Consider the following 25673-nt stretch of genomic DNA (forward strand, 5'->3'; position numbering starts at 1 on the left):
CCCGGCCACATCCGGTGAGGACGGCACCGGCGCCGTGGGATGATGAAAGATGCCGTGGGTCGGTGGTGATCCCACTACCTTCCGCGGCAGGGCGGCGCCACCTCAGGCGCAGCGGCGCCACCTCGGCGCACACGACCCGGACCCAACCCTGTGAACGGAGCACGGTGGCACAGCCGAACTGGACCGATCCCGCGCTGATCCGCAACTTCTGCATCATCGCGCACATCGACCATGGCAAGTCGACGCTGGCCGACCGGATGCTCCAGATCACCGGGGTAGTCGAGGACCGCCAGATGCGCGCCCAGTACCTGGACCGCATGGACATCGAGCGCGAGCGCGGCATCACGATCAAGTCGCAGGCGGTGCGCATCCCGTTCACCGCGTTGGACGACAAGACGTACACGCTGGACCTCATCGACACCCCCGGCCACGTCGACTTCACCTACGAGGTGTCGCGTTCCCTGGCCGCCTGTGAAGGCGCGGTCCTGCTGGTCGACGCCGCGCAGGGCATCGAGGCTCAGACCCTCGCCAACCTCTACATGGCGCTGGACAACGACCTCACGATCATCCCGGTCCTGAACAAGATCGACCTTCCCGCGGCCCAGCCCGAGAAGTACGCTGAGGAGATCGCCGGGATCATCGGCTGTGAGCCCTCCGACGTGCTCAGGGTCAGCGCCAAGACCGGTGAGGGCGTCGAGGAGCTCCTCAACGAGATCGTCAACCAGATCCCCGCGCCGGTCGGTGAGGCCAACGCCCCGGCCCGCGCGATGATCTTCGACTCGGTCTACGACACCTACCGCGGTGTGGTCACCTACGTGCGGGTCATCGACGGCAAGCTCAGCCCGCGTGAGCGCATCCAGATGATGTCCACCAAGGCCTCCCACGAGATCCTGGAGATCGGGGTCAGCTCGCCCGAGCCGACCAAGAGCCAGGGCCTGGGTGTGGGCGAGGTCGGCTACATCATCACCGGTGTGAAGGACGTGCGCCAGTCCAAGGTCGGTGACACCATCACCACCCTGAACAAGCCCGCCACGGAGATGCTCGGCGGCTACCAGGAACCCAAGCCGATGGTGTTCTCGGGCCTGTACCCGATCGAGGGCACCGACTACCCAGTGCTGCGCGACGCCCTGGAGAAGCTCCAGCTCAACGACGCCGCCCTGGCCTTCGAGCCGGAGACCTCCGCCGCCCTGGGCTTCGGTTTCCGCTGCGGCTTCCTCGGCCTGCTCCACCTGGAGATCACCCGAGCGCGCCTGGAGCGCGAGTTCAACCTCGACCTCATCTCCACCGCGCCCAACGTGATCTACCGGGTGGACATGGAGGACGGCGCCGAGCACGTGGTGACCAACCCCAGCGAGTTCCCCACCGGCAAGATCGACGCGATCTACGAGCCGATGGTCAAGGCCACCGTGCTCAGCCCTTCCGACTACATCGGCCAGATCATGGAGCTGTGCCAGGAGCGCCGCGGCGAGCTCCAGGGCATGGACTACCTGTCCGAGGACCGCGTGGAGATGCGGTACACGCTCCCCATGGCGGAGATCGTCTTCGACTTCTTCGACGCACTCAAGTCCCGGACCAAGGGGTACGCCTCCCTGGACTACGAGCCCATCGGCGAACTGCAGGCCGACCTGGTCAAGGTCGACATCCTCCTCCAGGGTGAGGCGGTCGACGCGTTCTCCGCGATCGTCCACAAGGAGAAGGCCTACCCCTACGGCGTCGAGATGACCAAGAAGCTGCGCGAGCTCATCCCGCGGCAGCAGTTCGAGGTGCCCATCCAGGCCGCCATCGGTGCCCGAGTCATCGCCCGTGAGAACATCCGCGCTATCCGCAAGGACGTGCTCTCCAAGTGCTACGGCGGCGACATCAGCCGTAAGCGCAAGCTGCTGGAGAAGCAGAAGGAGGGCAAGAAGCGGATGAAGATGGTCGGCCGGGTCGAGGTACCCCAGGAGGCCTTCATCTCCGCGCTGTCCACCGACACCAGCGGTGCCGAGGACAAAAAGAAGAAGTAGTCGCGTCCGGCCCGGCGGGCACACCGTCACCCGGGCCGCCACCCGGACCCCAGCCGGGCTGGTACACGACGAAGGAGGGGTGCCCCCTACGGGAGCGCCCCTCCTTGCGTGGGCCTCGTGTATCCGGCGGACCTAGCCCTTGACCGCTCCGGCGGTCAGGCCGTCGCTGATGTAGCGCTGGAGGAACCAGAACACGATCAGCGTCGGCAGGGACAGCATGATGGCGCCCACCGCGAACATCCCGAAGTTGGCGTTGCGCTGCGAGGCCACCAGTTGGTAGAGCCCCAGCCCCAACGTCTTGGCGTCGGTGTCCCGCAGGAACACGCTCGCCATCAGGAACTCGTTGATGGTGGAGATGAACACCAGCAGTGCCACGATCGCCAGTACCGGGGTCACCAGCGGCAGCATGATTCGGAAGAACACCTGCGCGTGCGTGGCGCCGTCGATCTGCGCGGACTCGTCCAGCTCCTTCGGCACGGTGTCGAAGAAGCCCTTCATCAGCCACGTGTTGATGCTCAGCGCACCGCCCAGATAGACCAGCAGCAGACCCCAGCGGGTGTCGAAGCCGATCGCTGGGTAGAGCTCCCCGATGTTGGAGAACATCAGGTAGATCGCCACGATCGCCAGGAACTGCGGGAACATCTGGATGATGAGCAGGCCGATCAGGCCCACCCGACGACCCTTGAACCGCATCCGGCTGAAGGCGTAGGCCGCCAGTGCCGAGAGCAGCACCGTCACCGCCGCGTTGGTGAGCGCGAAGAACAGCGAGTTCGCGTACCAGGTGGTGAACGGCGTGTTCTGGAACAGGTCCTGGGCGTTGGCCAGACTCGCTCCGGTCGGCCACAGCTGTGAGCTGCTCAGGGTGCCGACTGGGTTAAGCGCGGCCGAGACCACGAACAGCACGGGGAAGACCGCGAAGGCCGCGACCACCCACATGACCACGTGTCGCCAGCCCAGGCGCTGTGCCCACAGTGCGAACCGGGTGGCGCCGCTGCGCCGGTAGGGCGTGCGCACCGCGTCAGGAACGGTAGCCGTCATCGGTCCACCTCCTTGAGTGCCTTGCTCCGGCTCAGACTGACGATGGAGATCACCGAGACGATCAGGAAGATCATCACCGACAGCGCCGCCGCGTACCCGTACTGGGCCGTGGCCTCGCTGAAGGCCAGCCGGTAGGTGTAGGTGATGAGCAGGTCCGTGCCGCCGGCCGTCGGGTTGTCCGGTGAGAACGGGCCGCCCCTGGTGATCAGCCACACCGCGTTGAAGTTGTTGAAGTTGAACGCGAACGTGGCGATGAGGATCGGAGTCATGGCGACCATCAGCAGCGGCAGGGTGACGTGCCGGAAGGCCTGCCACGGTCCCGCGCCGTCGATCTGCGCGGCCTGACCCAGCTCACGCGGGATGGCCTGCAGAGCACCGGTGGCCACCAGGAACATGTACGGGTAGCCCAGCCACACATTGGTGAGGATGACCGCCGCCCGCGCCGTCCACACGTCGCCCAACCAGTCGACCTGGAGTCCGAGCATCCGGTTGAACAGCCCGAAGTCGGTGTTGAACATGTCCCGCCACAGCAGGTACATGGCCAGCGAGCTCATGGCGTACGGCAGGATCACCAGGATGCGGTAGAAGGTCTTGCCGCGCATCCTGGGCACGTGCAGGGTCATGGCGACCGCCAGGCCCACCACGAAGACCAGACCGGTAACGGCCACCGCGAAGGTGATGTTCCACAGCAGGATGCCGAAGAACGAGCTGGCGAAGGTTGGGTTGAGCAGGAAGCGGGCGAAGTTGTCGAGCCCGACGTTGACCTGCCAGCCCTGGGCCAGCCGCTGTCCGTCCTCGTTGTAGAAGGCACCGCGGTCGTTGTCGGCCGTGTAGACCTCGCCGGTCTCGGTGTCGGTGATGCAGTCGCAGGCCTCGTCGTAGACCCGGATGGCGCTGCCCTCGAAAGCGCTGGACAGGCCGCTGGAGCGGATTCCGGCGCCGTCCCGAGTGGGGACCGCGAACTCCTGGAGCTCGTCGCTGCGCGCGTTCACCTCGGCAGGTGAAAGGAGCGTGTACCCGAACGCGTCGGTCACCTTCCCTGCCTGGTCGACGTCGGCGCCGCCGAGCTCGCTCAGTCCCTCATCGGTGCCCGCGTAGGCGTTGCCCTCGGAGTCGGTGAGCAGGAAGACCAACTCGCCGGTGTCGGGGTCGCCGGTGGTGGCCACGGTCAGGACGTATTCGGGGGAGTCGGGGTCGCGGGTGACCGAGAACGCCTCGATGGCGGCGATCGCCCGGTCCTTGTCGCCCCGGTGACCGTCACTGAGGTTGGTGACCGAGGTGCTCATCGTGTAGAGCACCGGGATGATCTGAAAGGCCAGGAGGAAGACCACACCCGGTACGAGGTACTTCGCCGGGACGGTGCGCTTGGACAGGTAGACGTAGTAGACCAGGCCGACCACCGCGACGACCAGGCCGATGCCCCACCAGTTCCCAGCCACGTAAAGCGGCAGGACCGCCCACACACCGAAGGCGGTGAACAGGCTGAGCAGAGCGATCTTGACGAGTTGCCCGACGATCGACCCGTTGGCGGCGAACCGCCCCCCGGGCAGCGGTGGACGGGCGGGCGCCCCCTGGGAGGGGGCACCCGCACTGTCGGGGCTGGAGGAGGCCACCACTACTCGCCGATCTGCTCGGCGATGGTGTTGTGGGCGGCCTCCATGGCCTCGCGGACGTCGTTGCCCGCGATGGCCTGGGCCTGGGCCTGGCCCAGCGGCTCCCAGGTCTCACCCATCTCGGGGATGGACGGCATCGGCATGCCCTCGGCACCGGCCTCGGCGATCGCCGCGATGTTGGGGTCGTCGGCGGAGACGGACTCCAGGGCCTCGGTCTGCACCGGGGTGCGCGGGTCGGCCTCGTAGAGGCTGAGGATGAAGTCGGTGGAGGTGACGTAGTTGGTCACGAACTCCTGGGCCAGGGCGCTGTTGGCGCTGCCCTCGGTGACGAAGAACGCCTGGTAGCCGATGTAGGGGCTGGCCGGGTTCTCGCCCTCGAAGCCCGGGATGGGGCTGATCTCGAAGTCGATGCCCGCCTCGTTGGCGTCACCGATGTTCCACGGACCGGCGATGAAGAAGGGCGCCTCCTCCTCGTAGAAGAGGTTGGCGTCGTTCTCGGTGTCGATGGAGCGGCGCAGCACCCCTTCGCCGTCCTCGCCGTACTCGGCGATCTTCTCCATGGCTGCGATGGACTCGTCCGAGCCCACGCCCAGGTCCGAGGGGTCCCAGGTGCCGGTGTCGTCCTGGCCGAACAGGTAGCCGCCCGCGGAGGTGAACAGCGCGTTCATCCGGAAGGGCTCGCCCTCCTGGCCCACGGCCATGGCCAGGACCTCGCTGGTGTCGCCCGCATCCTTGAGCTCGGTGCCGACCTCGACGAGCTCCTCGAACGTTTCCGGGGCGTCCGGGACCAGGTCCGTATTGCGCATCAGGAAGATGTTTTCCTGCGAGTACGGGACACCGAAGAGCTGTCCGTCGAAGGAGAGCGCCTCGATGGCGGTCTCGTCCACGCCGCCGGCCTGGTCGCCGGTCAACTCGACCGGGGTGACGGCGCCGTTGCGGACCAGGTTGCCGGTCCAGTCGTGAGCGCCGATGAAGACGTCGGGCGCGTTACCGGCCTGGTGGGCGTTGAGCAGGTCGCCCTGGATGTCGTCGAAGGCCAGGCCCTGGACGTCCACCTCGATGCCGTTGGCCTCGGCGAACTCGGCGGCCGCCCCCTGGATGGCGTCGGCGCGCTCGGGGTCGGACCAGATGACGAGCGTGCCCTCTGCGGTGCCCTCGTCGCCTCCGTCCGAGTCGTCGCTGTTGCACGCTGTCGCCATAAGGGCGATCGCGGCGATACCGGCGACCGCTGACGCGCTGCGGGATCTCATGGTGTCTTCCTTCCGGGAGGACTGATCGGAGGTGCTGTGCATGCGGTCCACCGGCGGAACCGGGTCCGTTGCGGGCATGCTTGGTGATGTGACGTTAGCAATAACTTGCAGCCTTTGAAAGGCTTTGCAGTCGCTGTGGATAAAGATGTGGAAACACCCCGGAAACGGAAAGGTGTTCCCTCCCGAAGGGTGCCAACTCCGTCGCGCTGGGTAATAAAAACGTGGTCGTTTGACGCTCGCCCCGGTGGCGGAGCTACTCTCCGAAGCCCTCGACGATCAGCCGCTCGGCCTCGGCCAACGCCTCGGCGGGGTCCGCGCCACCGATGATGTCCGCGCTGGCCTGCGAGAACGGGCTCCAGACCAGTTCCATCTCGGGGATCGCGGGCATCGGCAGCCCACCCTCGCCCGCACGCTGGAAGGCCTCCAGGTTCGGGTCCTGGTCGGTCACCATCTGCAACGCCTCGTCCAGGGCAGGCACGCGCGGGTCCGCCTCGTGCAGGATCACCGAGAGCTCGGGGTCGTCCAGGATCGCCTGGGCGAGGCTCTGCCCAAGATCCGGGTCGCTGGCCCCGGAAGCCACGTAGAACGCCTGCACACCGATCAGCGGGCGGGCCTTGGCTCTCTCCGCGAACGAGGGCACCGGGTCCACCGCGAACGGTACGCCCTCCTCCTGGGCCGAGGCCACACTCCACGGGCCGCTGACCAGGAATGGAGCCTGTCCGGAGGTGAACAGGGAAGTCGCGTTGGCCGAGTCGGTGGACCGGTTCAGCACCCCTGAGCCCTCCTCCCCGAGCTCGGCCAGCAGCTCGAAGGCGGCGATCGACTCCGGCGCGGCCACACCCAGGTCCGTGGGATCGGGGTCGCCCGAGGCGTCCTCGCCGAACAGGTAACCGCCGGCCGAGGTGAAGAAGGGGTGTATGTGGTAGGCGTCGCCCTCCGCGCCCACCTGAATGCTCAGCGCCTGGCTGGCCGAACCCGAGTCCACCAGGTCCGTGCCGGTCTCCAGCATGTCCTCCAGCGAGGTCGGTGCCTCCGGGGCCAGGTCCGTGTTGCGGAACAGCGCCAGGTTCTCGGTGGCGTAGGGAACTCCGTAGACCTTGCCCTCGTAGCTGACCGCTTCCACGGCACCGGGTGAGAACAGGTCGGTGTCCCCGGACTCCAGCCCGACCGGCACGATCGCCCCGGCGGCGGCCAGCTCACCGGTCCAGTCGTGCGGTCCCACGAGCAGGTCCGGGCCCAGCCCGGTGGCGTGCGAGCTCAGGAAGCTGGCGCGCAGCTCCTCGTGGTCCACGACGATCACCTCCACCGGGCGGTTGGCGTCGCGGGCGAAGGCCTCGGCGAAGGTCCGCATGGCCTGGGCGCGGTCCTCGTCGGCCCAGATGGTCAGCGGAATCGACGAGTACTCGTCGACCTCGTCGGCGGCGGAGCAGGCGGTCAGGGCGAGCACCAGACCCACCGAGCACAGGGAAAGTCGTGACCTCATGGCGGTCTCCAGGGGTGACTGGCGGGGCCCGGGCTAACGGGCGGGAGGGTGCCCCGCGGATGAAGAGGAAAGGGAAGAGGGAGGCAGGCGAAAGGGTGAAGAAGAGGAGCCGCGCGTAGGCGCGGGCTCAGGCGTGAGCGTGCGCCTGTGCAGGAACGCGCAGGCGGGTGCGGGTGCCGGACGGCCTGCGGGCCGCCCGGCACCCGGAACTCAGCGCCGGATCAGGCGCGCAGCCACACCGAGGTCTCGGCGGGCAGCGACAGCGTGCCACCGGACAACTCGGCGCCCGGGCCGCTGGCCACCAGGACCTCACCGGAGGCGGACAGCTCGACCGCCGCGTCGGTCAGGTTCACCGCGACCCGCACACCCGGCTCACGCTCGAAGTACAGAACGCCCTCCGGGGAGTCCAGCCAGCTCATCGAGCCGTCGCCCAGGGCGTCCAGCTCGCGGCGCAGACCGAGCGCGGTGGTGTACAGCTCCAGCGTCGAACCCTGAACCCCGCGCTGGGCGGAGCGCGCCAGGCCCGCCCACGCCTCGGGGACCGGCAGCCACGGCGTGGTGCCCTCGGGGCCGAAGCCAAACGGCGCGGCCTGACCCTCCCACGGCAGCGGCACGCGGCAGCCGTCGCGGCCGCGCTCGGTGCGGCCCGAGCGCTCCCACGTGGGGTCCTGAAGGGACTCCTCCGGCAGGTCGGTGACCTCGGGAAGGCCCAACTCCTCGCCCTGGTAGAGGTAGACCGAACCGGGCAGGCCCAGCATCAGCAGGGTGGCCGCACGCGCCCGGCGCAGCCCCTGCTCGCCGCCGCCAAAGCGGGTGACGTGCCGGGTGACGTCGTGGTTGGACAGCACCCACGTGGTGGTCGCGCCCACGGCGCCGTTGGCGGCCAGCGAACCGTCGATCACCTCACGCAGTCGCGCGGCGTCCCACGGCGCGGTGAGGTACTCGAAGTTGAACGCCTGGTGCAGCTCGTCCGGGCGCAGGTAGCGCGCCACCCGCTCGGCGTCCTCCACCCAGGCCTCGGCCACCATCGTCCGGTCGCCCGGGTACTCGGCGGCGATGCGCGACCAGCGGCGGTAGATCTCGTGCACGCCGTCCTGGTCGAAGTAGGGCAGCGAGGTGCTGCCGTCGAGCAGATCGGCCTTGGCGTTGGGGTCGATGTCGGGCAGGGCCGGGTCCTTGACCATGCCGTGCGCCACGTCGATCCGGAACCCGTCCACGCCCCGGTCCAGCCAGAAACGCAGGACGTCGTCGAACTCATCGTGCACCTCCTGGTTGGTCCAGTCGAAGTCGGGCTGCTCAGCGTCGAACAGGTGCAGGTACCACTGCTCGGGGGTGCCGTCCTCGGTCTTGAGGCGGGTCCAGGCCGGGCCGCCGAAGATCGAGTTCCAGTTGTTGGGCGGCTCGTCGCCGCTCTCACCCTTGCCGTCCCGGAAGATGTACCGGGCGCGGGCGGCGCTGCCCGGCTCGGCTGCCACGGCCTCGCGGAACCAGCGGTGCGCGGAGGAGGAGTGGTTGGGGACCACGTCGATGATCATCCGGATGCCCAGCTCGTGGGCGGTCGCCAGGAGGGCGTCGAAGTCCTCCAGGGTGCCGAAGCGGGGGTCGACGTCGCGGTAGTCGGCGACGTCGTAACCCCCGTCGGCCAGCGGCGAGACGTAGAAGGGGGTGAGCCAGATCGCGTCCACGCCGAGCTCGGCCAGGTGCGGGAGGCGTTCACGGATGCCCGCCAGGTCGCCCTCCCCGTCCCCGTTGGAGTCGGCGAAGCTGCGCACGTAGATCTGGTAGATGGCGGCCTCGCGCCACCAGTGCGACTGGTGCTTCATCTGCGGGGGTCCTTCCGGGTCGCGTCTGCAAGTTCTTGCGCAAGATTACCGCCAACTTTCATCCCTGTGACGGTAATCTCGACTAGAGTTGTCCGCATGGGTCCACGACTTGCCGACATAGCGCGGCACGCAGGCGTCAGCGAGGCAACCGTCTCGCGGGTGCTCAATGACAAGCCCGGCGTCGGCAGCGACACCCGCAAAGCCGTCCTGACCGCGCTCGACGTGCTCGGATACGAGCGCCCCGCCCGACTGCGGCAGCGCTCCGCCGGGCTGGTCGGCATGGTGATCCCCGAACTCGACAACCCGGTCTTCCCGATGTTCGCCCAGGCGGCGGAGGGGGCCCTGGCCCAGCGCGGGTACACCCCGGTGCTGTGCACCCAGACCCCGGGCGGGATAACCGAAGACGAGTACGTGGAACTCCTCCTGGAGCGCAACGTCTCCGGCATCCTCTTCGTCTCCGGCAAGCACGCCGACACCACGGCCTCGCACGAGCGCTACCAGACCCTGGTCTCCCGCCGCCTGCCGATCGTGCTCGTCAACGGCTACACCGAGTCCATCCCCGCGGCCTTCATCTCCGCCGACGACCGCGAGGCCGGACGCCTGGCCGTCAACCACCTGGTCGCCCTCGGCCACACCCGCATCGGCTTCACCAGCGGCCCCGAACGCTACGTCCCGGTCCGCCGCAAGCTGGAGGGCTTCCACCAGGCGCTGGCCGAGCACAGCCTGGACGGCGACGGCCTCGTCGAACTCTCCCTGTTCGGCGTGGAGGGCGGCCACGCCGCCGCGGTCCGCCTCATCGAACGCGGCGTCACCGCGATGGTCTGCGGCTCCGACATCATGGCGCTGGGCGCCATCCGCGCGGCCCGCCAGCGCGGCCTGCGCGTCCCCCAGGACTTCTCCGTGGTCGGCTACGACGACTCCCAGCTCATCGCCTTCACCGACCCGCCCCTGACCACCGTCCGCCAGCCGGTCAACGCCATGGCCATGGCCGCCGCCCGCGCCCTGTGTGACGAGATCGCCGGACACCCCGTCTCCCACGCCGAGTACGTCTTCGACCCCGAACTGGTCGTACGCGGCTCCACCGCCGCCGCCCCGACCGCCCCCGCCGTCTCCGTGCCCGGACCGGTCACCCCCGAGGCCCGCGTGAACAGCCCCGCCCCGCCGCGCCGCGACCCCCAGGAAGCTGCCCAGGGCCGCTGAGCCCCGGAACCCGCACGTACGAGCACTGGGGTGCGCGCTGCGCGCACGCACCCCTGGGTCGGAGAGGTCCTTCGCCGAACCGGACCGCGACCTCCCGTCACCCGTGCCAGGGCACATCGCCGGGTCGGCGACACTGGAGACATGCCATCCGTAGCCCTCGACGGCGAACCCGTGCCCCGGACCGGGGAACTTCCTGAACCCTCGCTCGCCCAGATGGGGGAGCGCCCGCTCGGGTTCTACGTCCACGTGCCCTTCTGCGTCACCCGCTGCGGCTACTGCGACTTCAACACCTACACCGCCGACGAACTCGTCTCCCGCGACGGCACCGCCACCGCCTCCCGCGAGACCTACGCGGAGCAGGCCGCTGCCGAGGTCGCACTGGCCGACCGGGTCCTGATCGGCGACCGTCCCCGCGTCAGCACCGTCTTCGTCGGCGGCGGCACACCCACACTCCTGTCACCTGAGGACCTCGGCCGCGTTCTCGGTGAGATCCGCGACCGCTTCGGGCTCACCCCCGACGCCGAGATCACCACCGAGGCCAACCCCGAGACCGTCGACCCCGACTACCTCGCCCGCCTGCGCGCGGCCGGGTTCACCCGGGTCTCCTTCGGCATGCAGAGCGCCCAGCCGCACGTGCTTAGGATCCTGGAGCGCGGCCACACCCCGGGACGCCCCGAAAAGTGCGTGACCTGGGCGCGCGAGGCCGGTTTCGAGCACGTCAACCTCGACCTCATCTACGGCACCCCGGGAGAGAGCGACCAGGACTGGGCGGCCTCCCTGGAAGCCGCGATCGGTGCCGGACCCGACCACGTCTCCGCCTACTCCCTGATCGTCGAGGACGGCACCCGGCTGGCCGCGCGCGTCCGGCGGGGCGAACTCACCGAACCCGACGACGACGCCATGGCCGACCGCTACCTCATGGCCGACGAGGCCCTGGCCGAGGCCGGGTACACCCCCTACGAGGTGTCCAACTGGGCCCGCAGCACCGAGGGCCGCAGCGCGCACAACATGCTCTACTGGACCGGCGGCCACTGGTGGGGGGTCGGCCCGGGCGCCCATAGCCACGTGGGCGGAACCCGCTGGTGGAATGTCAAGCACCCGGCCGCCTACGCCGCCCGCCTGGCCGCGGGGGACAGCCCGGCCCAGGCCCGTGAGGTTCTCACCGAGGCCGAACGCCGCTTCGAACGCGTCCTGCTCGAACTGCGGGTGGACGGCGGCTGCCCGCTGGACCTGCTGGACGCCCACGGGCTGTCCGCGGCCGAACGCCTGGTCGGCGAAGGGCTCCTGGACGCGCGGGCGCACGCCGAGGGCCGCGCGGCGCTGACCCGGCGGGGGCGGCTGCTCGCCGACGCCGTGGTCCGCGACCTCACCTGAGACACCTGAGACGCCCCGGGGCGAGACCCGGGGCGACCCGAGCCGTCCCGGGCAGAGAGCACAGGGAAGACGGACACGACGAAGGGGCCCGGCGCGATGCCGGACCCCTTCGGTGTCGATCGCGGGGATCGGTGTTACTTGATCCAGCTGACGTTGAACGGGTAGCGGTACCACTCGCCCTTGTTGGCAGCCATGGCCCCCAGGATGCCGAAGACGACCGCGCACACCCAGAGCGCCACGTGAATGAGCCCGCCGATGAGGATGAAGTACAGCACCATCGAGATCAGGTAGCCGATCAGCAGCAGGATCTGGAAGTTCAGCGCCTGCGCGGCCTGGTCGCGGACGAACGGCGACTCGTCCTTCTTGATCAGGTACAGGACCAGCGGCCCGAGGACGCTGAAGAGGATGCCGCTCAGGTGGCTGAGCAGACCCATCGTCCGCTCGTCCTGGTTCGGCTGCCCCGTGACCGCGGAGGAGTCGCCGAAGCCGGGGCCGGGCGCGTAGCCGCCGGGCTGCCCGGGGTAACCGCCCTGGCCGTGAGGAACACCGTAGCCGCCGGGCTGCCCGGGCTGGGGCTGCCCGTAACCGCCCTGACCGGGGTAACCGCCCTGGCCGGGGTAGCCCCCCTGACCGGGGTAACCGCCCTGCTGAGGGTCGGCCGGGGGCGGGTAGCCGCCGGACGGACCCTGGTTGGGCTGCTGGCCGCCCTGGTCGTAGGGATCATCCGGGTTCGGGTTGTTCTGATAGGACATGACGATTCCTCGGTGTCGGGGGACTCGGTTCTACTTCAGGAGCCGGATACTCGCCGGATAGCGGTACCAGGTTCCCTTGTTCGCTCCTGATGCTCCTATGACGCCGAAGACGATGGAAAGGATCCATACGAGGGCGATGAGCAGGTAACCGATCCAGGAGAGGTTGGGGAAGAAGATACCCAGACCGAAGAAAGCCACGCCGGCGAACACGTACGGGATGAGCATGGTGATCTGGAAGTTCGCCGCTTCTGACGCGTGGTGGCGGACGAACTGTGACTGGTTCCGCTTGGCGAAGTAGATCGCCAGCGGCGGGATCCAGCCCAGGCAGGCGATGACGAAGCCGGACAGGTGGGCCAGCATCGCGACCAGAATGTCGTTGCCGCCACCCGGCGCCTGCGGCTGCGGCTGTTGGCCGAAACCGGCCTGCGCACCGCCGGGCTGTCCGTAGGCCCCGGGCTGGCCGAACTGCGGCTGCTGGGCCTGCACCGGCTGGCCGTACTGCTGTTGTCCGGGCTGGGGCTGCTGGCCGTACTGCTGGCCGTAATCAGGCTGCTGTTGTCCGGGCTGGGGCTGTACCGGCTGCTGACCGTACCCCGGCTGTGCGCCGCTGGGCTGACCGTAGGGCTGCTGGGGTTGCTGCGGCTGCGCGGGCTGCTGCTGGGGCTGACCGCCTGAGGGCTGGCCCCACGCGGGCTGAGCGCCACTCTGCTGACCGTACTGCTGCTGGGGCTGCTGGCCGTAACCGGGCTGTGCGCCGCTGGGCTGACCGTAGGGCTGCTGGGGCTGTTGTCCGTACCCGGGCTGCTGCGGCTGGCCGTACGGCTGTTGTCCGGGCTGCTGCCCCGGCTGTGGCTGCTGCGGCTGAGCCTGCGGTTGGCCAGGCTGTCCCTGCTGCTGGCCGTAACCCGGCTGCGGCTGCTGCGGCTGCTGAGCCTGGCCGGGATCCTGCTGCGGCGGGTACTGCTGCCCCGGCGGGTACTGCTGCCCCGGCTCTTCGTCAGGGGACGGGGGACTGGACGGGGTCTCGCTCATGCTCTTCCTTGGCTCCGCTGTTGAGGGGCGTGTGATGTGCTGCCCGAACCGGTCGGGCCGTACCGACGACCGCGGAGGGCCGGAGGCTGTCGTTGTGTCCGCCGGAAACCGGCAAAGGGGACCACGGGGATCCGAGGCTCGCTCGTCAGACGACGCGATGGGGCAATCCTAGTGTTCCGCGCACCGGGAGACCGATGCCCTCAGAGCTCCGCGAGTTCCGTGTCGTGCGGGCCCGTGACAAAGTCGATGAGCTCCTCGACCCGCCCCAGCAGCGAGGGCTCGAGATCGCCGTAGCCGCGGACCGAACCCAGGATGCGGCGCCAGGCCTCACCCGTCTCCACCCGCCAGCCCAGGGCGTCCACGACACCCTCCTTCCACGGCAGGCCCCGAGGCACCTCGGGCCAGGCCCCGATCCCCACCGCACGCGGCCGCACCGCCTGCCAGACGTCCACGTAGGGGTGCCCGACCACCAGCACGTCCGAACCCCGGACGCGCTCCGCGATCCGGCTTTCTTTGGACCCCGGCACCAGGTGGTCCACCAGGACCCCCAGACGGCGCCCCGGCCCGGGTGAGAACTCCGCCACAACGGCCGGGAGGTCGTCGATCCCCTCGAGGAACTCCACGGCCACGCCCTCCACCCGCAGATCGTGGCCCCAGACCTTCTCGACCAGCTCGGCGTCGTGGGCGCCCTCCACGTAGATCCGGCTCTCCCGGGCGGTGCGCGCCCGCGCGTCGGTCACCGCGATCGATCCCGAAGCGCTGCGCACGGGTCCTTGGGGGGCGGCGGCCGGACGAACCAGCGTCACCGGCTCCCCGTCCACCAGGAAGGCGGCCGGGCCCAGCTCGAACACCCGGCGGCGGCCGTCCCGGTCCTCCAGGGTCACCGCGGCCTTGTCCCAGGACACCACGGCACCGCAGAACGTCTCGTCGGCGTCCTCCACGACCAGGTCGCGGGTGAGGGGTATCTCGCGTACCGCACCCTTCTTGGGCCGTCGCCAGTCTCCCGCCAGAACGTCGCGGCCGTAACGGCCGGTTCCCTTGGTAACCACGGTGGTGCAGTCTACCGATGAAGGCGGCCCCGCGCCCGGTACCGGGTGGCGCACGTCGCCGGTCCCCTCGGGAAGAAGCGGTCACCGTGCCCGTGTTACTACTTGCTGGTAGCCGTGCGGGTTTGCGGCCGGGCATAGAATTAGCACTGAGGACCTTGGAGTGCCAGGAGGTGGCGAGTTGCTGGATGAGCGCAAGCTCGCGGTCCTGCGTGCCGTCGTCGAGGATTTCGTCAACACCAATGAACCCGTGGGTTCACGGGCGTTGGCCGACCGGCACCCCCTCGGTGTCTCCCCGGCGACCATCCGCAACGACATGGTCGCCCTGGAGGAGGACGGGTACATCCACCAACCGCACACCAGTGCGGGACGGGTGCCCACCGACAAGGGCTACCGGCTCTTCGTCGACCGCCTCTCCTCGGTCAAGCCGCTCTCGGCGGCCGAACGGCGCGCCATCGAGTCCTTCCTCGGCGGCGCCGTGGACCTGGACGAGATCGTCGCCCGCACGGTACGGCTGCTCGCGCAGCTCACCCGGCAGGTCGCGATCGTCCAGTACCCGTCGCTGACCCGCTCGTCGGTCCAGCACGTGGAACTGGTGCCCCTCGGCAGCCAGCGCATCATGATGGTCGTCATCACCAACACCGGGCGGGTCGAGCAGCGCGTCATCGACGGACTGGGAACGGTCAGCGAGAACGCGGTCAACGACCTGCGCGGCATGCTCAACCGGGCCATCGCCGGAAAGCACCTCGGAGATGTCCCGGACGCGGTGGAGGACCTGCCCGCGCAGGTCGCGCCGGAGGACCGCCCGGTCGCGGTAGCGGTCCTGTCGGTCCTGTTGGAGAGCCTCGTCGAGCGGCACGAGGAGAAGATCGTCCTGGCAGGCACCGCGAACCTCGCGGCCGTCGACTTCGCGGCGAGCCTGCGGGACGTGCTCGAAGCACTGGAAGAGAACATGGTCCTCATCCGTTTGCTTGGTGAGGCGAAGGACCCCTCGATGCTCACAGTGCGCATCGGCGCGGAGAATTTCCACGAAGGCCTTCGGTCCACTTCCATCGTGTCGGCCGACTACGGTGTGGGAAACCAGTCGCTGGCCAAGATCGGTGTGGTGGGACCCACCCGTATGGACTACCCAGGGACAATGGGCGCCGTCCGTGCGGTGGCTCGGTATGTCGGACAGATTTTGGCAGGACAGTAACTCAGTGGCCAGAGACTATTACCAGGTTCTCGGGGTGCGTCGCGACGCGTCCAAGGACGAGATCAAGAAGGCGTACCGGAGGCTCGCGCGCGAGCTCCACCCGGACATCAACCCGGACCCCGCTACCCAGGATCGCTTCAAGGAAGTGACCCAGGCCTACGAGGTCCTCTCCGACGAGAACAAGCGTCGGATGTTCGACATGGGTCAGGACCCCTACGCCCCCGGCGGCGGAGGCGGCGCCGGAGGGTTCGGCGGCGCGGGCGGGTTCGCCTTTGACGACATCATGAACGCCTTCTTCGGCGGCGGCCAGCCCGGCGGGCGTGGCCCCCGGGAGCGGGTTCGGCGCGGACGCAGCATCAAGATCCGCATCGAACTTGACCTCGTCGAGACCGCGTTCGGGGTCAGCAAGGAGATCACCTTCCCGACCGCCATCCTGTGCGACACCTGCCAGGGTGAGGGCACCGCGGCCGGTTCGCACCGGAGCACCTGCGAGATGTGCCACGGCCAGGGTGAGGTCTCCCAGGTCACGCGCTCCTTCCTCGGACAGGTCATGACCTCGCGTCCCTGCCCGCAGTGCTCGGGTCAGGGCTCGGTCATCACCAACCCCTGCGGCGACTGCGCGGGCGAGGGCCGGGTGCGCGAGAAGGTCACCCGCACCGTCAAGATTCCCGCCGGTGTCGACGACGGCACTCGTATCCAGCTCGCTGGCGAGGGCGAGGTCGGCCCCAACGGCGGACCGCGCGGCGACATCATCCTCGAGGTCGTCCAGAAGGCCCACCCAACCTTCGAGCGTCGCGGCGACGACCTGCACTGCACCATCACCGTCCCGATGACGGCGGCGGCTCTGGGCGCGTCCTTCGCCTTCGACACCCTCGACGGCACCGAGAACATCGACCTGCGTCCGGGCACCAACTCGGGCCACGTCATCACGCTGCCGGGCAAGGGCGTCACCCACCTCGACGGCGGCGGCCGGGGCGACCTGCGCATCCGTGTGGACGTGGAGACCCCGAGCAAGCTGGACGAGGAGCAGGAGGCCCTGCTGCGCAAGTTCGCCGAGCTGCGCGGCGAGGACGAGAACCCGGGTCGCTTCAGCCCCGGTCACGGCGGTTTCTTCTCCAAGCTCCGCGACGCCTTCGGCGCCAAGTGACCCCGCCGGTCTTCCTGGTCGAGCCGGCCGCCCTCACGGGTGACCGGATTCGGCTGGACGGCCCGGAGGGCCGCCACGCCGTGGCGGTCCGACGCATCCGTGAGGGCGAGACCGTCGACCTGTCCGACGGTCTCGGCCTGCGTGTGCGCTGTGAGGTGGCCGAGGTCGTCGGCAAGGACACGCTCGTCTGCCGGGTGCTGGAACGCCTGACCGAACCCGAGCCGACCCCGCGGATCACCGTGGTGCAGGCCCTGCCCAAGCGGGACCGGGGTGAACTCGCGGTCGAAATGATGACCGAGGCCGGGGTCGACGCCGTCGTGCCCTGGGCCGCCGAGCGCTGTGTCACGCAGTGGAAGGGCGACCGCGGGGCCAAGGCCCTGGCCAAGTGGCGGGCGAGCGCCCGGGAGGCGGCCAAGCAGGCCCGCCGCGCCCGGACCCCCGAGGTCACCGAACTGCTGGACCGCAAAGGGGTCAGCGCCCTGCTGGCCGAGGCGGACCTGGCCGTGGTCCTGCACGAGGAGGGGGCCCAGCGGCTGTCCGGGCTGCCCCTTCCCAAGGACGGGGCAGGCGAGGGTACCGGGACCGGAATCGTACTGGTGGTCGGCCCCGAGGGCGGGATCTCCGACGCCGAACTCACCGCCTTCGACGAGGCCGGAGCGGTCCGCTCCCTGCTGGGGCCGTCGGTCTTGCGTACCTCCACCGCCGGGGTGGCCGCGCTGTCGGTCCTGCAGGCTCGCACCGGCCGCTGGTGACTCCGCCACCGGTCTGAACGAACACAGGACCGCTGGTCCGAACGAACGCAGTAGGGGCCCACGGGAGAGATCCCGCGGGCCCCTACTGCTGTGTACCGGAAGTTCCTCAGATAAACGGTCAGTTCTGGCTGGTGCCGCTTTCCTCGTCACCGTTGCTGCCGGAACCGCCGCCGTTGCCGCCGCCCGAGCCGCTACCGTCGCCGGAGCCGTTGCTGGACTCGTCGTCCTCGGGGTCGTCACCGTTGCCGCCGCCCGAGCCGTTGCCGGGCTCGTCGGTGGGCTTGTCCGTGGGTTCGTCGGCGGGGTCGCAGTCCGGGTGGTCCGAGCTGCCGTTGTCCCGATCGTCGTCGTCCTCGTCCCGCGTCCCGTTGGTCGCGGTGGCGTCGTCGTCCCTGGGCGGGCACGAGGTGGTGGACTCCAAGCTCTCGTCCTCGGCGGACGAGGAGCCGTCGTCGGCGCCTGTCTCGTTCTCGGGGTCCTGCCCCGGCGTCTCCTCCGGCTTGCTGGTGCCGGTGGCCGAGTCCGTGGTGGGCTCGGGGGCCGCCACACTGTCGCCACCACCCTGCTGAGCCTCGGGCGGGGTGCCCTCGCGGTCGGCGCCGGCGGGGACGATCTCCAGGACCTGGTCCCTTACCTGCGGGCTCGACATGATCACCGAGGCGACGATCAGAACGGCCGCCGCCACCGCTGACGCTGGACGTAGCCACGGCAGTCCGAACCACGCCGAGCCCCGTTGGCGCTCGGTCCGCTCACGGATGAGGTTGAGACCCTCGCCTGAGGGCTTGACCTCGCCCGCCTCGGCCTTGAGTATCTGGCGGAGCTGGTCTTCGAACTCCAGCTCGCTCCGTTCGTTGGGGGTACTCATGACGTCTGCTCCAGTACAGAGCGGAGGGCGGAGATGCCACGCGACGTATGGCTCTTGACCGCGCCTCGGCTGATGCCCATGGCGTCCGCGATCTGCGCCTCGGACAGGTCGCCGTAGTACCGGAGCACGATGGCCTCTCGCTGACGGGTGGGTAGCTTACGCAGTCCCGTGATGACTGCCTCACGTTCCAGGAGGTTCATGGCTCCGTGCTCGGCGCTGGGCGCGTCCGGCATGGCCTTCGGGGCGTGCTTCTCGACGACGGCCCTGTGACGGAGCACCGACCTGGCTTTGTTCACCACCGCCTGGCGGAGGTACGACAGAGCCTTGTTCGGGTCCCTGAGACGACGCCAGGCTCCGTGCATGGCCACGAAGGCGTCCTGAACGACTTCCTCCGCGGTCGCGTGGTCACGGACCAGCAGGGCGGCAAGCCGAACAAGTGGACGGTAGTGCTCTCGGTAGAGCTCCGTCACGGCGTGGTCGGCGTCCCACTCGACCGAGAGTGGCGCCGTGGTGGCACCGGCCACCAACGTTTCTGTCGTCACATCAGTTCGACGCACACCCTTGTCGCGGGGTTTACGAAAGGGCATACCTCTTCTTTTCCAAGTAGACGTGCGTTTCAATCCGAACACGCCGGATGCGGCCAAACGGCGGGCATGCCGACAACCTGACGCGCACGGACGCAAAGCCTATCGCGCCCCGACCCGCCACCGGCGGGGAAAACGGATCGGAACGGTTGCGGAAAGGTTGAGGGTTCATCTCTGTCGGGTGGTCAGCCGGGTCTCGGCCGGGACCTCCACGGGGCCCGCGCACCTGCGGCATCATGGGCACCGAACATGCCCGAGAGGGGTGCCGCCCTGCCCGGCGGCCCCGCGTGACGGAAGGTGAGCGATGGTCGACCCCGACTGCCTTTTCTGCAAGATCGTGAAGGGGGAGGTGCCCGCGGAGATCGTCCGCGAGGGGGAGCGCACGGTCGCCTTCCGCGACATCAACCCCCAGGCGCCCACCCACGTCCTGGTCATCCCGCGTGAGCACCACGCCGACGCCGCGGCCGCCGCGGCCACGGACACCGGCCTGCTGGACGCCGTGGTCCGTGAGGCCCACGAGGTGGCCAAGGCCGAGGACGTGGCCGACATCGGCTACCGGATCGTCTTCAACACCGGGGCGGGGGCCGGGCAGACCGTCTTCCACCTCCACGCGCACGTGCTCGGCGGCCGCGGCCTGAGCTGGCCGCCCGGATAACCACGGGTCGGGGTCGCTGGGGGCGCACACGCCCAGGACGGCCACGTCTTCCGTGCGGCTGTCTCTCCCCAGCTCGGTGGGCGCGAAAAATCCCATCGAGCCCGCCGGGTCCCCGTTGGTAGACTCGCAGACGGGCCCCACCGGCCACTTCGGTTGTCCCGCACACCCGTGGTGAACGTGCACGACACCGTCGGACACGGTGTGCGGCCCGTCCGCGAGGAACCCCGGGAAACCGACCCCGGGGCCGTGACCGAAGGGTAGGGACAGCGGCCGCAAGGCCACACCATGGTCGAGTCAACTCACACGCACCCGGACCGGGAGACCCAGGTCAAGGTCGTGGTGCCGGACGAACACACGATGATCAGCCTGCTGGGTTCGGGGGACGAGCTCCTCCGGGCACTGGAGCGGTCCTTCAAGAGCGACATCCACGTCCGCGGCAACGAGTTCACGATCAGCGGGACCCCCGAGGAAACGGGCATGGTCGTCCGCCTCGTGGAGGAGTTGATCGAGCTCGCCAAGAGCGGCACCCACGTCACCCCCGACACCATCGAGCGCATGATCCACATGCTGCGCTCACCGGGCAAGGAACGCCCCGCGGACGTGCTGACCACCAACATCCTGTCCAACCGGGGCAAGACCATTCGCCCCAAGACGCTGAACCAGAAACGCTACGTCGACATCATCGACCAGCGCACCGTGGTCTTCGGCATCGGTCCGGCAGGCACCGGCAAGACCTACCTGGCCATGGCCAAGGCGGTCAAAGCCCTCCAGGACAAAGAGGTCAACCGGATCATCCTCACCCGCCCCGCGGTCGAGGCCGGCGAACGTCTGGGCTTCCTGCCCGGCACCCTCTACGACAAGATCGACCCCTACCTGCGCCCGCTCTACGACGCCCTGCACGACATGCTCGACCCGGACTCCATCCCCAAACTGATGGCCGCCGGCACCATCGAGGTCGCACCCCTGGCGTATATGAGGGGTAGAACGCTTAATGACTCCTTCATCATCTTGGACGAGGCGCAGAACACCTCACCGGAGCAGATGAAGATGTTCCTCACACGCCTGGGGTTTGGGTCGAAGGTCGTGGTCACCGGTGACGTCACCCAGGTGGACCTGCCCGGCGGGCAGACCAGCGGGCTGCGCACGATCGAGAACATTCTGCGTGATATCGACGACATCGCCTTCTGCCGACTGACCAGTGAGGACGTCGTCCGGCACAAGCTGGTGGGGCAGATCGTCGACGCCTACGGCCGTCACGACGCCGCTCAGAGCAACCAGGCCAACGGGGACCGGGGTCGTCCGGGCCCGCGTCAGGGGCGGCGCCAGGGCGGCGACACCCCGAGGGACGGTGGTGGCGGCGCAGAGGGCGCCCAGGACCGGGCAGACTGAGAAGAAGTACGTAGTGACACCGGCCGGTGGGCCCGCCTCGTGCGGGCCCACCGCTGTCGGTAGGGCACCCCTCGCTGGGCGCCCCGGCGGGAACACCGCCGACCACCGACCACCGACCTGAGACGCAAGAAGGCAGCCGCAACCGATGAGTATCGACGTCGCCAACGAGTCCGGCGTCAGCAGCGTGGACGAGGAGCGACTCTCCCGCCTGGCCCGGCACGTGCTCGACGCCATGCGGGTCCACCCGTTGGCCGAGCTGTCCGTCGTGCTGGTGGACGAGGGACCCATGACCGACCTCCACGTGCGCTGGATGGACGAGCCCGGCCCCACCGACGTGCTCTCGTTCCCCATGGACGAGCTGCGCCCCGGCGGACCCGGCCGCACCAGTGACCCCGGCGTGCTCGGTGACGTGATCATCTGCCCGCAGGTGGCCGAGCGCCAGGGCGAGACGGCCGGTCACGGAACCGAGGCCGAGATCGACCTGCTGTGCACGCACGGCATCTTGCACCTGCTCGGCTACGACCACGCCGAGCCCGAGGAACACAAGGAGATGTTCGGTCTCCAGGGTGAGATCCTCGCCGCCTGGCGCGAGCGCGAGGCCGCCGACGAGGAGACCACCGAAGGGGACGAGAGCGCCCGATGAGCGCGCCCTTGTGGCCCGACCTTGCGCCGCTCACCACGGGTGACCCCCTGGAGTGGGCGGCGGCCTTCGTGGCCGCCCTGGTGCTGACCGCCGTCGCCGGGTTCCTGGTGGCGGCGGAGGTCGCCGTCACCCGCGTGGCCTCCATGGGAATGGAGGCGCTCCACGGTGAGCGCTCCGCTAAGGCCGGCCGTGCCTGGGAGCGGGTCTGCGCCGATCCCACCGCGCACCTGAACATGCTGCTGTTTTTGCGCGTGGTATGCGAGGTCTGCGCGGTCCTGGCCGCCGCCGTCGGCATGGTCTTCCTGCTGGGGCTGGGCTGGCCCGCCCTGGTGCTGACCGCCGTGGCGATGGTCGTGGTGGAGTGCGTCCTGATCGCTGTCACCCCGCGTATCCTCGGCCGCCAGTTCGCCGGTCCGCTCGCCCGGGCCAGCGCCGCGGTCGTCTACCCGCTCCAGGTGGTGCTGGGCCCGATCGCCAGGCTCCTGGTGGGCGCGGGCCGCGCGCTCACTCCGCGGGGCAAGGGCGACCGGGACGGCCCCTTCAGCAGCGAGGTCGAGCTGCGCCAGCTCGTGGACCTGGCCGAGCAGGGGGAGGTCATCGACCCCGAGGAGCGCCAGATGATCCACTCGGTGTTCAAACTCGACGACACCTCCGTGCGCGAGGTGATGGTGCCGCGGCCCGACATCGTCTTCACCAGCCGGGACGCCGACGCCGACGCGGTCCTCACGCTCGCCATGGGCAGCGGGTACTCGCGGATCCCGGTGACCGGCGAGGACGAGGACGACGTGGTCGGCATCGTCTACCTCAAGGACCTGGTGGAGCGGCTGCGCGACCGCTGGGCGGCGGCCGCGGGCGGCGCGGAGGACGTGCCGCTGACCGCCGCCGACGTGATGCGTCAGGCCAGCTACGTGCCCGACACCAAGCCCATTGACGAGCTGCTGCGCGAGATGCAGCAGCAGCGCAACCACGTGGCGGTGGCGATCGACGAGTACGGCGGCACCGCCGGGCTGGTCACCCTGGAGGACATCGTGGAAGAGATCGTCGGTGAGATCACCGACGAGTACGACCACGAGATCGCCCCGGTGGACTGGCTGGACGAGGACAAGGTGCGGGTGACCGCGCGCCTGCCGCTGGGTGAGCTCGCCGAACTCTTCCCCGACCGCGATCTGGAGGTCTCCGACGTGGAGACCGTGGGCGGTCTGGTGGCCTTCGTGCTGGGGCGGGTTCCAGCAGGCGGAGCCCAGGCACAATACGCTGGACTCAGGCTCACCCTGGAGGGCAAGAGCAGCCGCCGCAACCGGATGACCACGGTGCTGGTGGAACGCCTGCCCCTCGAACAGGGCCAGGGTTCGGACGAACACGTAAGGAGCACGGACCAGTGACGGACACGACGGGACTCGGCCCCGAGGACGGCAAGCTCATCACGCTCGCGCGGGCCTCCCGGGCCCGGAACGCGGCCGCTGAGGGCGCAGCCGTGCGCGACGAGACCGGGCGCACGTACGTCGCCACCACGGTGTCGCTGCCCTCGCTCAAGCTGACCGCGCTCCAGGCCGCCGTGGCCGCGGCGGCCTCCAGCGAGGCCTCCGCGTTGGAGGCCGCGGTGGTCGTCACCGAGGCCAAGGAGTTGACCGAGGCCGACCGCGCGGTGGCGGACGACCTGAAGACCCAGGTGGTGGTGATCGCCGCCCCTGACGGGGTGCCCGCGAGCATCACCCGGCGCTAAAGAAGGATCCATGAAAGACCTCGACCTCGAGAAGCTCCGCGTGCCACTGGAGTTGCCCTCCTACCCGGAGGGCTTCCGGAGCGGTTTCGCCTGCTTCGTGGGCCGCCCGAACGTGGGCAAGTCCACCCTGATGAACGCGCTGGTCGGGCAGAAGGTGGCGATCACCAGCAACCGGCCCCAGACCACCCGGCGGACCGTGCGCGGCATCGTGCACCGGCCGGACGCGCAGTTGATCATCGTGGACACGCCCGGTCTGCACAAGCCCCGCACCCTGCTGGGGGAGCGGTTGGACTCGCTGGTGCGGTCCACGTTGGTCGAGGTGGACGTGATCGCGTTCTGTCTTCCGGCCAACGAGCCGATCGGGCGCGGTGACACCTACATCGCCAAGGAGCTCGCGGAGCAGACCAACACCCCGGTGGTCGCCCTGGTGACCAAGACCGACCTGGTGGACAAGGCGACCGTCGGGGAACACCTGATGGCCGTGAACGAGCTGGGCGACTGGGCCGACATCGTCCCGGTGTCCGCGCGCGGCGCCTACCAGCTGGACACGGTCACCGAAGTGCTGTGCTCGCACCTGCCGGAGGGGCCGCCGCTGTACCCGGACGGCGACCTCACCGACGAACCCGACGAGATGCTCGTGGCCGAACTGGTCCGGGAGGCTGCCCTGGAGGGGGTTCGGGACGAGCTTCCGCACTCCATCGCGGTGGTCGTGGACGAGATGTACGAGCGCGAGAACACCAAGCCCGGCAAGGAGCTGGTGGACATCTACGCGTCGCTGTACGTGGAGCGTCCCAGCCAGAAGGCGATCGTGATCGGCTCGAAGGGTTCGCGGCTGCGCGACGTGGGCTCGCGGGCCCGCAAGCAGATCGAGGGCCTGCTGGGCCAGCGGGTCTTCCTGGACCTGCGGGTTCGGGTGGCCAAGGACTGGCAGCGCGACCCCAAGCAGCTGCGCAAGCTGGGCTTCGACCAGCAGACGTAGGCGTCGGCCGAGTCAGGTGTCGGTAGGGGCAGGAGCTCCGCTGAGTCGGATTTGGGCAGGATCCAGGCAACGAGAGGGGCCGTGACCACATGTGGTCACGGCCCCTCTCGTGTTCCGCGTGTCGCGTGCGGCACAGCGCACCGGGCGCGGTGTGCTTCGTGCGCTAGCTCTGGTTGTTGAGGTCGGTGGCCAGGACCCGGGCGCACTTGCGCACGATGGGGGCGGCCTGGTCTACGAAGCCCCAGCTCACCCGGGCTTCGGGGCCCGAGACCGACACCGCCATGCCCGAGGGGGCGTCCTTGACGGGCACGGCCACGCAGCGCACGCCCACCTCCTGCTCGCCGTCGTCGATGGCGTAGCCGGTCTCGCGGATGCGCTGGAGTTCGGTGAGGAAGGCCTCGGGGTCGGTGATGGTGCGCTCGGTGGCGGCGGGCATGCCGGTGCGGCGCACGGTGGCTAGGGCCTCCTCGTCGCTGAGCTGGGAGAGCAGGGCCTTGCCCACACCCGCCGAGTGCGGCAGGACGCGGCGGCCGACCTCGGTGAACATGCGCATGGCATGCGGTGAGGGGACCTGGGCCACGTAGATGACCTTGTCACCGTCGAGCATGGCGAGGTTGGCGGTCTCGCCGAGGTCCTCCACGAGCTGGGCCAGGTGGGGGCGGGCCCAGGTGCCGAGCATCTGCGCTGCCTTGTCGCCGAGGCCGATCAGGCGCGGACCCAGGGCGTAGCGGCGGGAGGGGAGCTGGCGCACGTATCCGTTGCCGACCAGGGTGCGGATGATGCGGTGGATGGTGGGCAGGGGCAGGCCAGAGGAGTCGGCGAGCTGGCTCAGGGAGGCCTCCCCGCCGAACTCGGCCATGATCTCCAGGAGCGCGAAGGCGCGGTCCAGGGACTGCACGCCGCCGGAGCGCCGGGCCGCCGCCTCCTCGGGAGGTCGGGGCTGGTCCGTTTGGGGGATCTCTGAGGCTGACAAGGGTCGTGCTCCCATGCTGAGGGCCGCTGCGGTCACGTCCATCATTCTGCAATACGAAAGCTGTTTTTCGCTCTCCGTTGTGTATCGAAGCTTCCGGATCCGGATCGTCGGTGCCTCAGGGGCCTTGTTCTTCCGAATCGCAGAAGTTAGT

The 25673-nt window shown here is 69.3% G+C and carries 25 protein-coding genes; 14 read left to right on the forward strand and 11 right to left on the reverse strand.

Annotated features, from left to right (window positions below):
• The first annotated feature begins 164 nt into the window (after positions 1–164).
• Positions 165–2006 carry a translation elongation factor 4 gene (gene lepA / locus D457_RS0105225; protein ID WP_017579590.1) on the forward strand — a complete coding sequence of 614 codons (1842 nt, stop codon included), beginning with the start codon at positions 165–167 and terminating at the stop codon, positions 2004–2006.
• 132 nt (positions 2007–2138) lie between these two features.
• Here the strand turns inward: lepA and D457_RS0105230 are convergent, their stop codons facing one another.
• The 5 genes from D457_RS0105230 to D457_RS0105250 all read right to left on the reverse strand — a co-directional run bounded on the left by D457_RS0105230 (position 2139) and on the right by D457_RS0105250 (position 9213).
• Entirely contained in the window at positions 2139–3044 is a 906-nt protein-coding gene (locus D457_RS0105230) for a sugar ABC transporter permease (RefSeq protein WP_017579591.1), read from the reverse strand.
• Positions 3041–4660, reverse strand: coding sequence for an ABC transporter permease subunit (locus tag D457_RS0105235; protein ID WP_017579592.1), 1620 nt, complete (start codon positions 4658–4660; stop codon positions 3041–3043). Before D457_RS0105235 ends, D457_RS0105230 begins: the two co-directional genes overlap by 4 nt.
• Positions 4660–5907 carry a sugar ABC transporter substrate-binding protein gene (locus D457_RS0105240; RefSeq protein ID WP_026116352.1) on the reverse strand — a complete coding sequence of 416 codons (1248 nt, stop codon included), beginning with the start codon at positions 5905–5907 and terminating at the stop codon, positions 4660–4662. The genes D457_RS0105235 and D457_RS0105240 overlap by 1 nt, the downstream gene beginning before the upstream one ends.
• Positions 5908–6160: 253 nt before the next feature.
• Entirely contained in the window at positions 6161–7390 is a 1230-nt protein-coding gene (locus tag D457_RS0105245; protein WP_026116353.1) for a sugar ABC transporter substrate-binding protein, read from the reverse strand.
• A 221-nt stretch (positions 7391–7611) separates the two neighbouring features.
• Positions 7612–9213 (reverse strand): glycoside hydrolase family 13 protein, encoded by a 1602-nt coding sequence (locus tag D457_RS0105250; RefSeq protein WP_017579595.1) that lies wholly within the window; start codon positions 9211–9213, stop codon positions 7612–7614.
• A gap of 96 nt (positions 9214–9309) precedes the next feature.
• On the opposite strand from D457_RS0105250, the gene D457_RS0105255 reads away from it, so the two are divergent.
• Together D457_RS0105255 and hemW are read left to right on the forward strand one after the other, a co-directional pair.
• Positions 9310–10413, forward strand: a complete 1104-nt coding sequence (locus D457_RS0105255) for a LacI family DNA-binding transcriptional regulator (protein ID WP_026116354.1) — start codon at positions 9310–9312, stop codon at positions 10411–10413.
• 141 nt (positions 10414–10554) lie between these two features.
• Entirely contained in the window at positions 10555–11787 is a 1233-nt protein-coding gene (gene hemW, locus D457_RS0105260) for a radical SAM family heme chaperone HemW (protein ID WP_017579597.1), read from the forward strand.
• A gap of 134 nt (positions 11788–11921) precedes the next feature.
• Here hemW and D457_RS0105265 read toward each other — a convergent pair whose 3' ends face one another.
• The gene (locus D457_RS0105265; RefSeq protein WP_017579598.1) at positions 11922–12539 is read right to left on the reverse strand and encodes a DUF4870 domain-containing protein; all 618 of its coding nucleotides are present in this window, start codon (positions 12537–12539) and stop codon (positions 11922–11924) included.
• Positions 12540–12569: 30 nt separating this feature from the next.
• Positions 12570–12899 carry a DUF4870 domain-containing protein gene (locus D457_RS0105270; RefSeq protein ID WP_017579599.1) on the reverse strand — a complete coding sequence of 110 codons (330 nt, stop codon included), beginning with the start codon at positions 12897–12899 and terminating at the stop codon, positions 12570–12572.
• Between D457_RS0105270 and D457_RS33995 the strand changes: the two genes are divergently transcribed.
• Positions 12888–13214: a hypothetical protein gene (locus D457_RS33995; protein WP_152514148.1), complete on the forward strand. Its 327-nt coding sequence runs from the start codon at positions 12888–12890 to the stop codon at positions 13212–13214. The two genes, D457_RS0105270 and D457_RS33995, sit on opposite strands and share 12 nt — an antisense overlap.
• Before the next feature lie 111 nt (positions 13215–13325).
• The gene (locus D457_RS34000; RefSeq protein WP_017579601.1) at positions 13326–13595 is read left to right on the forward strand and encodes a hypothetical protein; all 270 of its coding nucleotides are present in this window, start codon (positions 13326–13328) and stop codon (positions 13593–13595) included.
• A 176-nt stretch (positions 13596–13771) separates the two neighbouring features.
• On the opposite strand, the gene D457_RS0105285 is transcribed toward D457_RS34000, so the two are convergent.
• A complete protein-coding gene (locus tag D457_RS0105285; protein WP_017579602.1) occupies positions 13772–14620 on the reverse strand; it encodes a DUF3097 domain-containing protein in 849 nt (282 codons plus the stop codon).
• A gap of 178 nt (positions 14621–14798) precedes the next feature.
• On the opposite strand from D457_RS0105285, the gene hrcA reads away from it, so the two are divergent.
• Genes hrcA through D457_RS0105300 form a run of 3 tightly spaced genes read left to right on the forward strand, consistent with a single transcriptional unit; the run spans position 14799 to position 17711 of the window.
• Entirely contained in the window at positions 14799–15812 is a 1014-nt protein-coding gene (gene hrcA, locus D457_RS0105290; protein WP_017579603.1) for a heat-inducible transcriptional repressor HrcA, read from the forward strand.
• Positions 15813–15816: 4 nt separating this feature from the next.
• Positions 15817–16959, forward strand: coding sequence for a molecular chaperone DnaJ (gene dnaJ / locus D457_RS0105295; protein ID WP_017579604.1), 1143 nt, complete (start codon positions 15817–15819; stop codon positions 16957–16959).
• On the forward strand, positions 16956–17711 hold the full coding sequence (locus D457_RS0105300; protein WP_017579605.1) for a 16S rRNA (uracil(1498)-N(3))-methyltransferase: 756 nt from the start codon (positions 16956–16958) through the stop codon (positions 17709–17711). Before dnaJ ends, D457_RS0105300 begins: the two co-directional genes overlap by 4 nt.
• A 118-nt stretch (positions 17712–17829) precedes the next feature.
• Here D457_RS0105300 and D457_RS0105305 read toward each other — a convergent pair whose 3' ends face one another.
• Both D457_RS0105305 and D457_RS0105310 read right to left on the reverse strand, forming a co-directional pair.
• Positions 17830–18576 carry a hypothetical protein gene (locus tag D457_RS0105305; protein ID WP_017579606.1) on the reverse strand — a complete coding sequence of 249 codons (747 nt, stop codon included), beginning with the start codon at positions 18574–18576 and terminating at the stop codon, positions 17830–17832.
• On the reverse strand, positions 18573–19103 hold the full coding sequence (locus D457_RS0105310; RefSeq protein ID WP_026116355.1) for a SigE family RNA polymerase sigma factor: 531 nt from the start codon (positions 19101–19103) through the stop codon (positions 18573–18575). The genes D457_RS0105305 and D457_RS0105310 overlap by 4 nt, the downstream gene beginning before the upstream one ends.
• Before the next feature lie 361 nt (positions 19104–19464).
• Here D457_RS0105310 and D457_RS0105315 point away from each other — a divergent pair, with 361 nt between their 5' ends.
• From D457_RS0105315 to era, 6 genes are all read left to right on the forward strand, one after another.
• Positions 19465–19815, forward strand: coding sequence for a histidine triad nucleotide-binding protein (locus tag D457_RS0105315; RefSeq protein WP_017579608.1), 351 nt, complete (start codon positions 19465–19467; stop codon positions 19813–19815).
• Between the two features lie 285 nt (positions 19816–20100).
• A complete protein-coding gene (locus D457_RS0105325) occupies positions 20101–21204 on the forward strand; it encodes a PhoH family protein (RefSeq protein WP_017579610.1) in 1104 nt (367 codons plus the stop codon).
• Between the two features lie 145 nt (positions 21205–21349).
• Complete coding sequence (ybeY, locus tag D457_RS0105330; RefSeq protein WP_017579611.1) at positions 21350–21847, forward strand: rRNA maturation RNase YbeY; 498 nt, start codon at positions 21350–21352, stop codon at positions 21845–21847.
• Positions 21844–23229, forward strand: a complete 1386-nt coding sequence (locus tag D457_RS0105335; protein WP_017579612.1) for a hemolysin family protein — start codon at positions 21844–21846, stop codon at positions 23227–23229. The genes ybeY and D457_RS0105335 overlap by 4 nt, the downstream gene beginning before the upstream one ends.
• Positions 23226–23570, forward strand: a complete 345-nt coding sequence (locus D457_RS0105340; RefSeq protein WP_017579613.1) for a hypothetical protein — start codon at positions 23226–23228, stop codon at positions 23568–23570. Before D457_RS0105335 ends, D457_RS0105340 begins: the two co-directional genes overlap by 4 nt.
• Before the next feature lie 10 nt (positions 23571–23580).
• Entirely contained in the window at positions 23581–24549 is a 969-nt protein-coding gene (era, locus tag D457_RS0105345; protein WP_017579614.1) for a GTPase Era, read from the forward strand.
• A 163-nt stretch (positions 24550–24712) separates the two neighbouring features.
• Here era and D457_RS0105350 read toward each other — a convergent pair whose 3' ends face one another.
• Positions 24713–25447, reverse strand: a complete 735-nt coding sequence (locus D457_RS0105350) for an IclR family transcriptional regulator (RefSeq protein ID WP_017579615.1) — start codon at positions 25445–25447, stop codon at positions 24713–24715.
• Between the last annotated feature and the right edge of the window lie 226 nt (positions 25448–25673).

It is taken from the genome of Nocardiopsis valliformis DSM 45023 (genome assembly GCF_000340985.1).
Classification (GTDB): domain Bacteria; phylum Actinomycetota; class Actinomycetes; order Streptosporangiales; family Streptosporangiaceae; genus Nocardiopsis; species Nocardiopsis exhalans.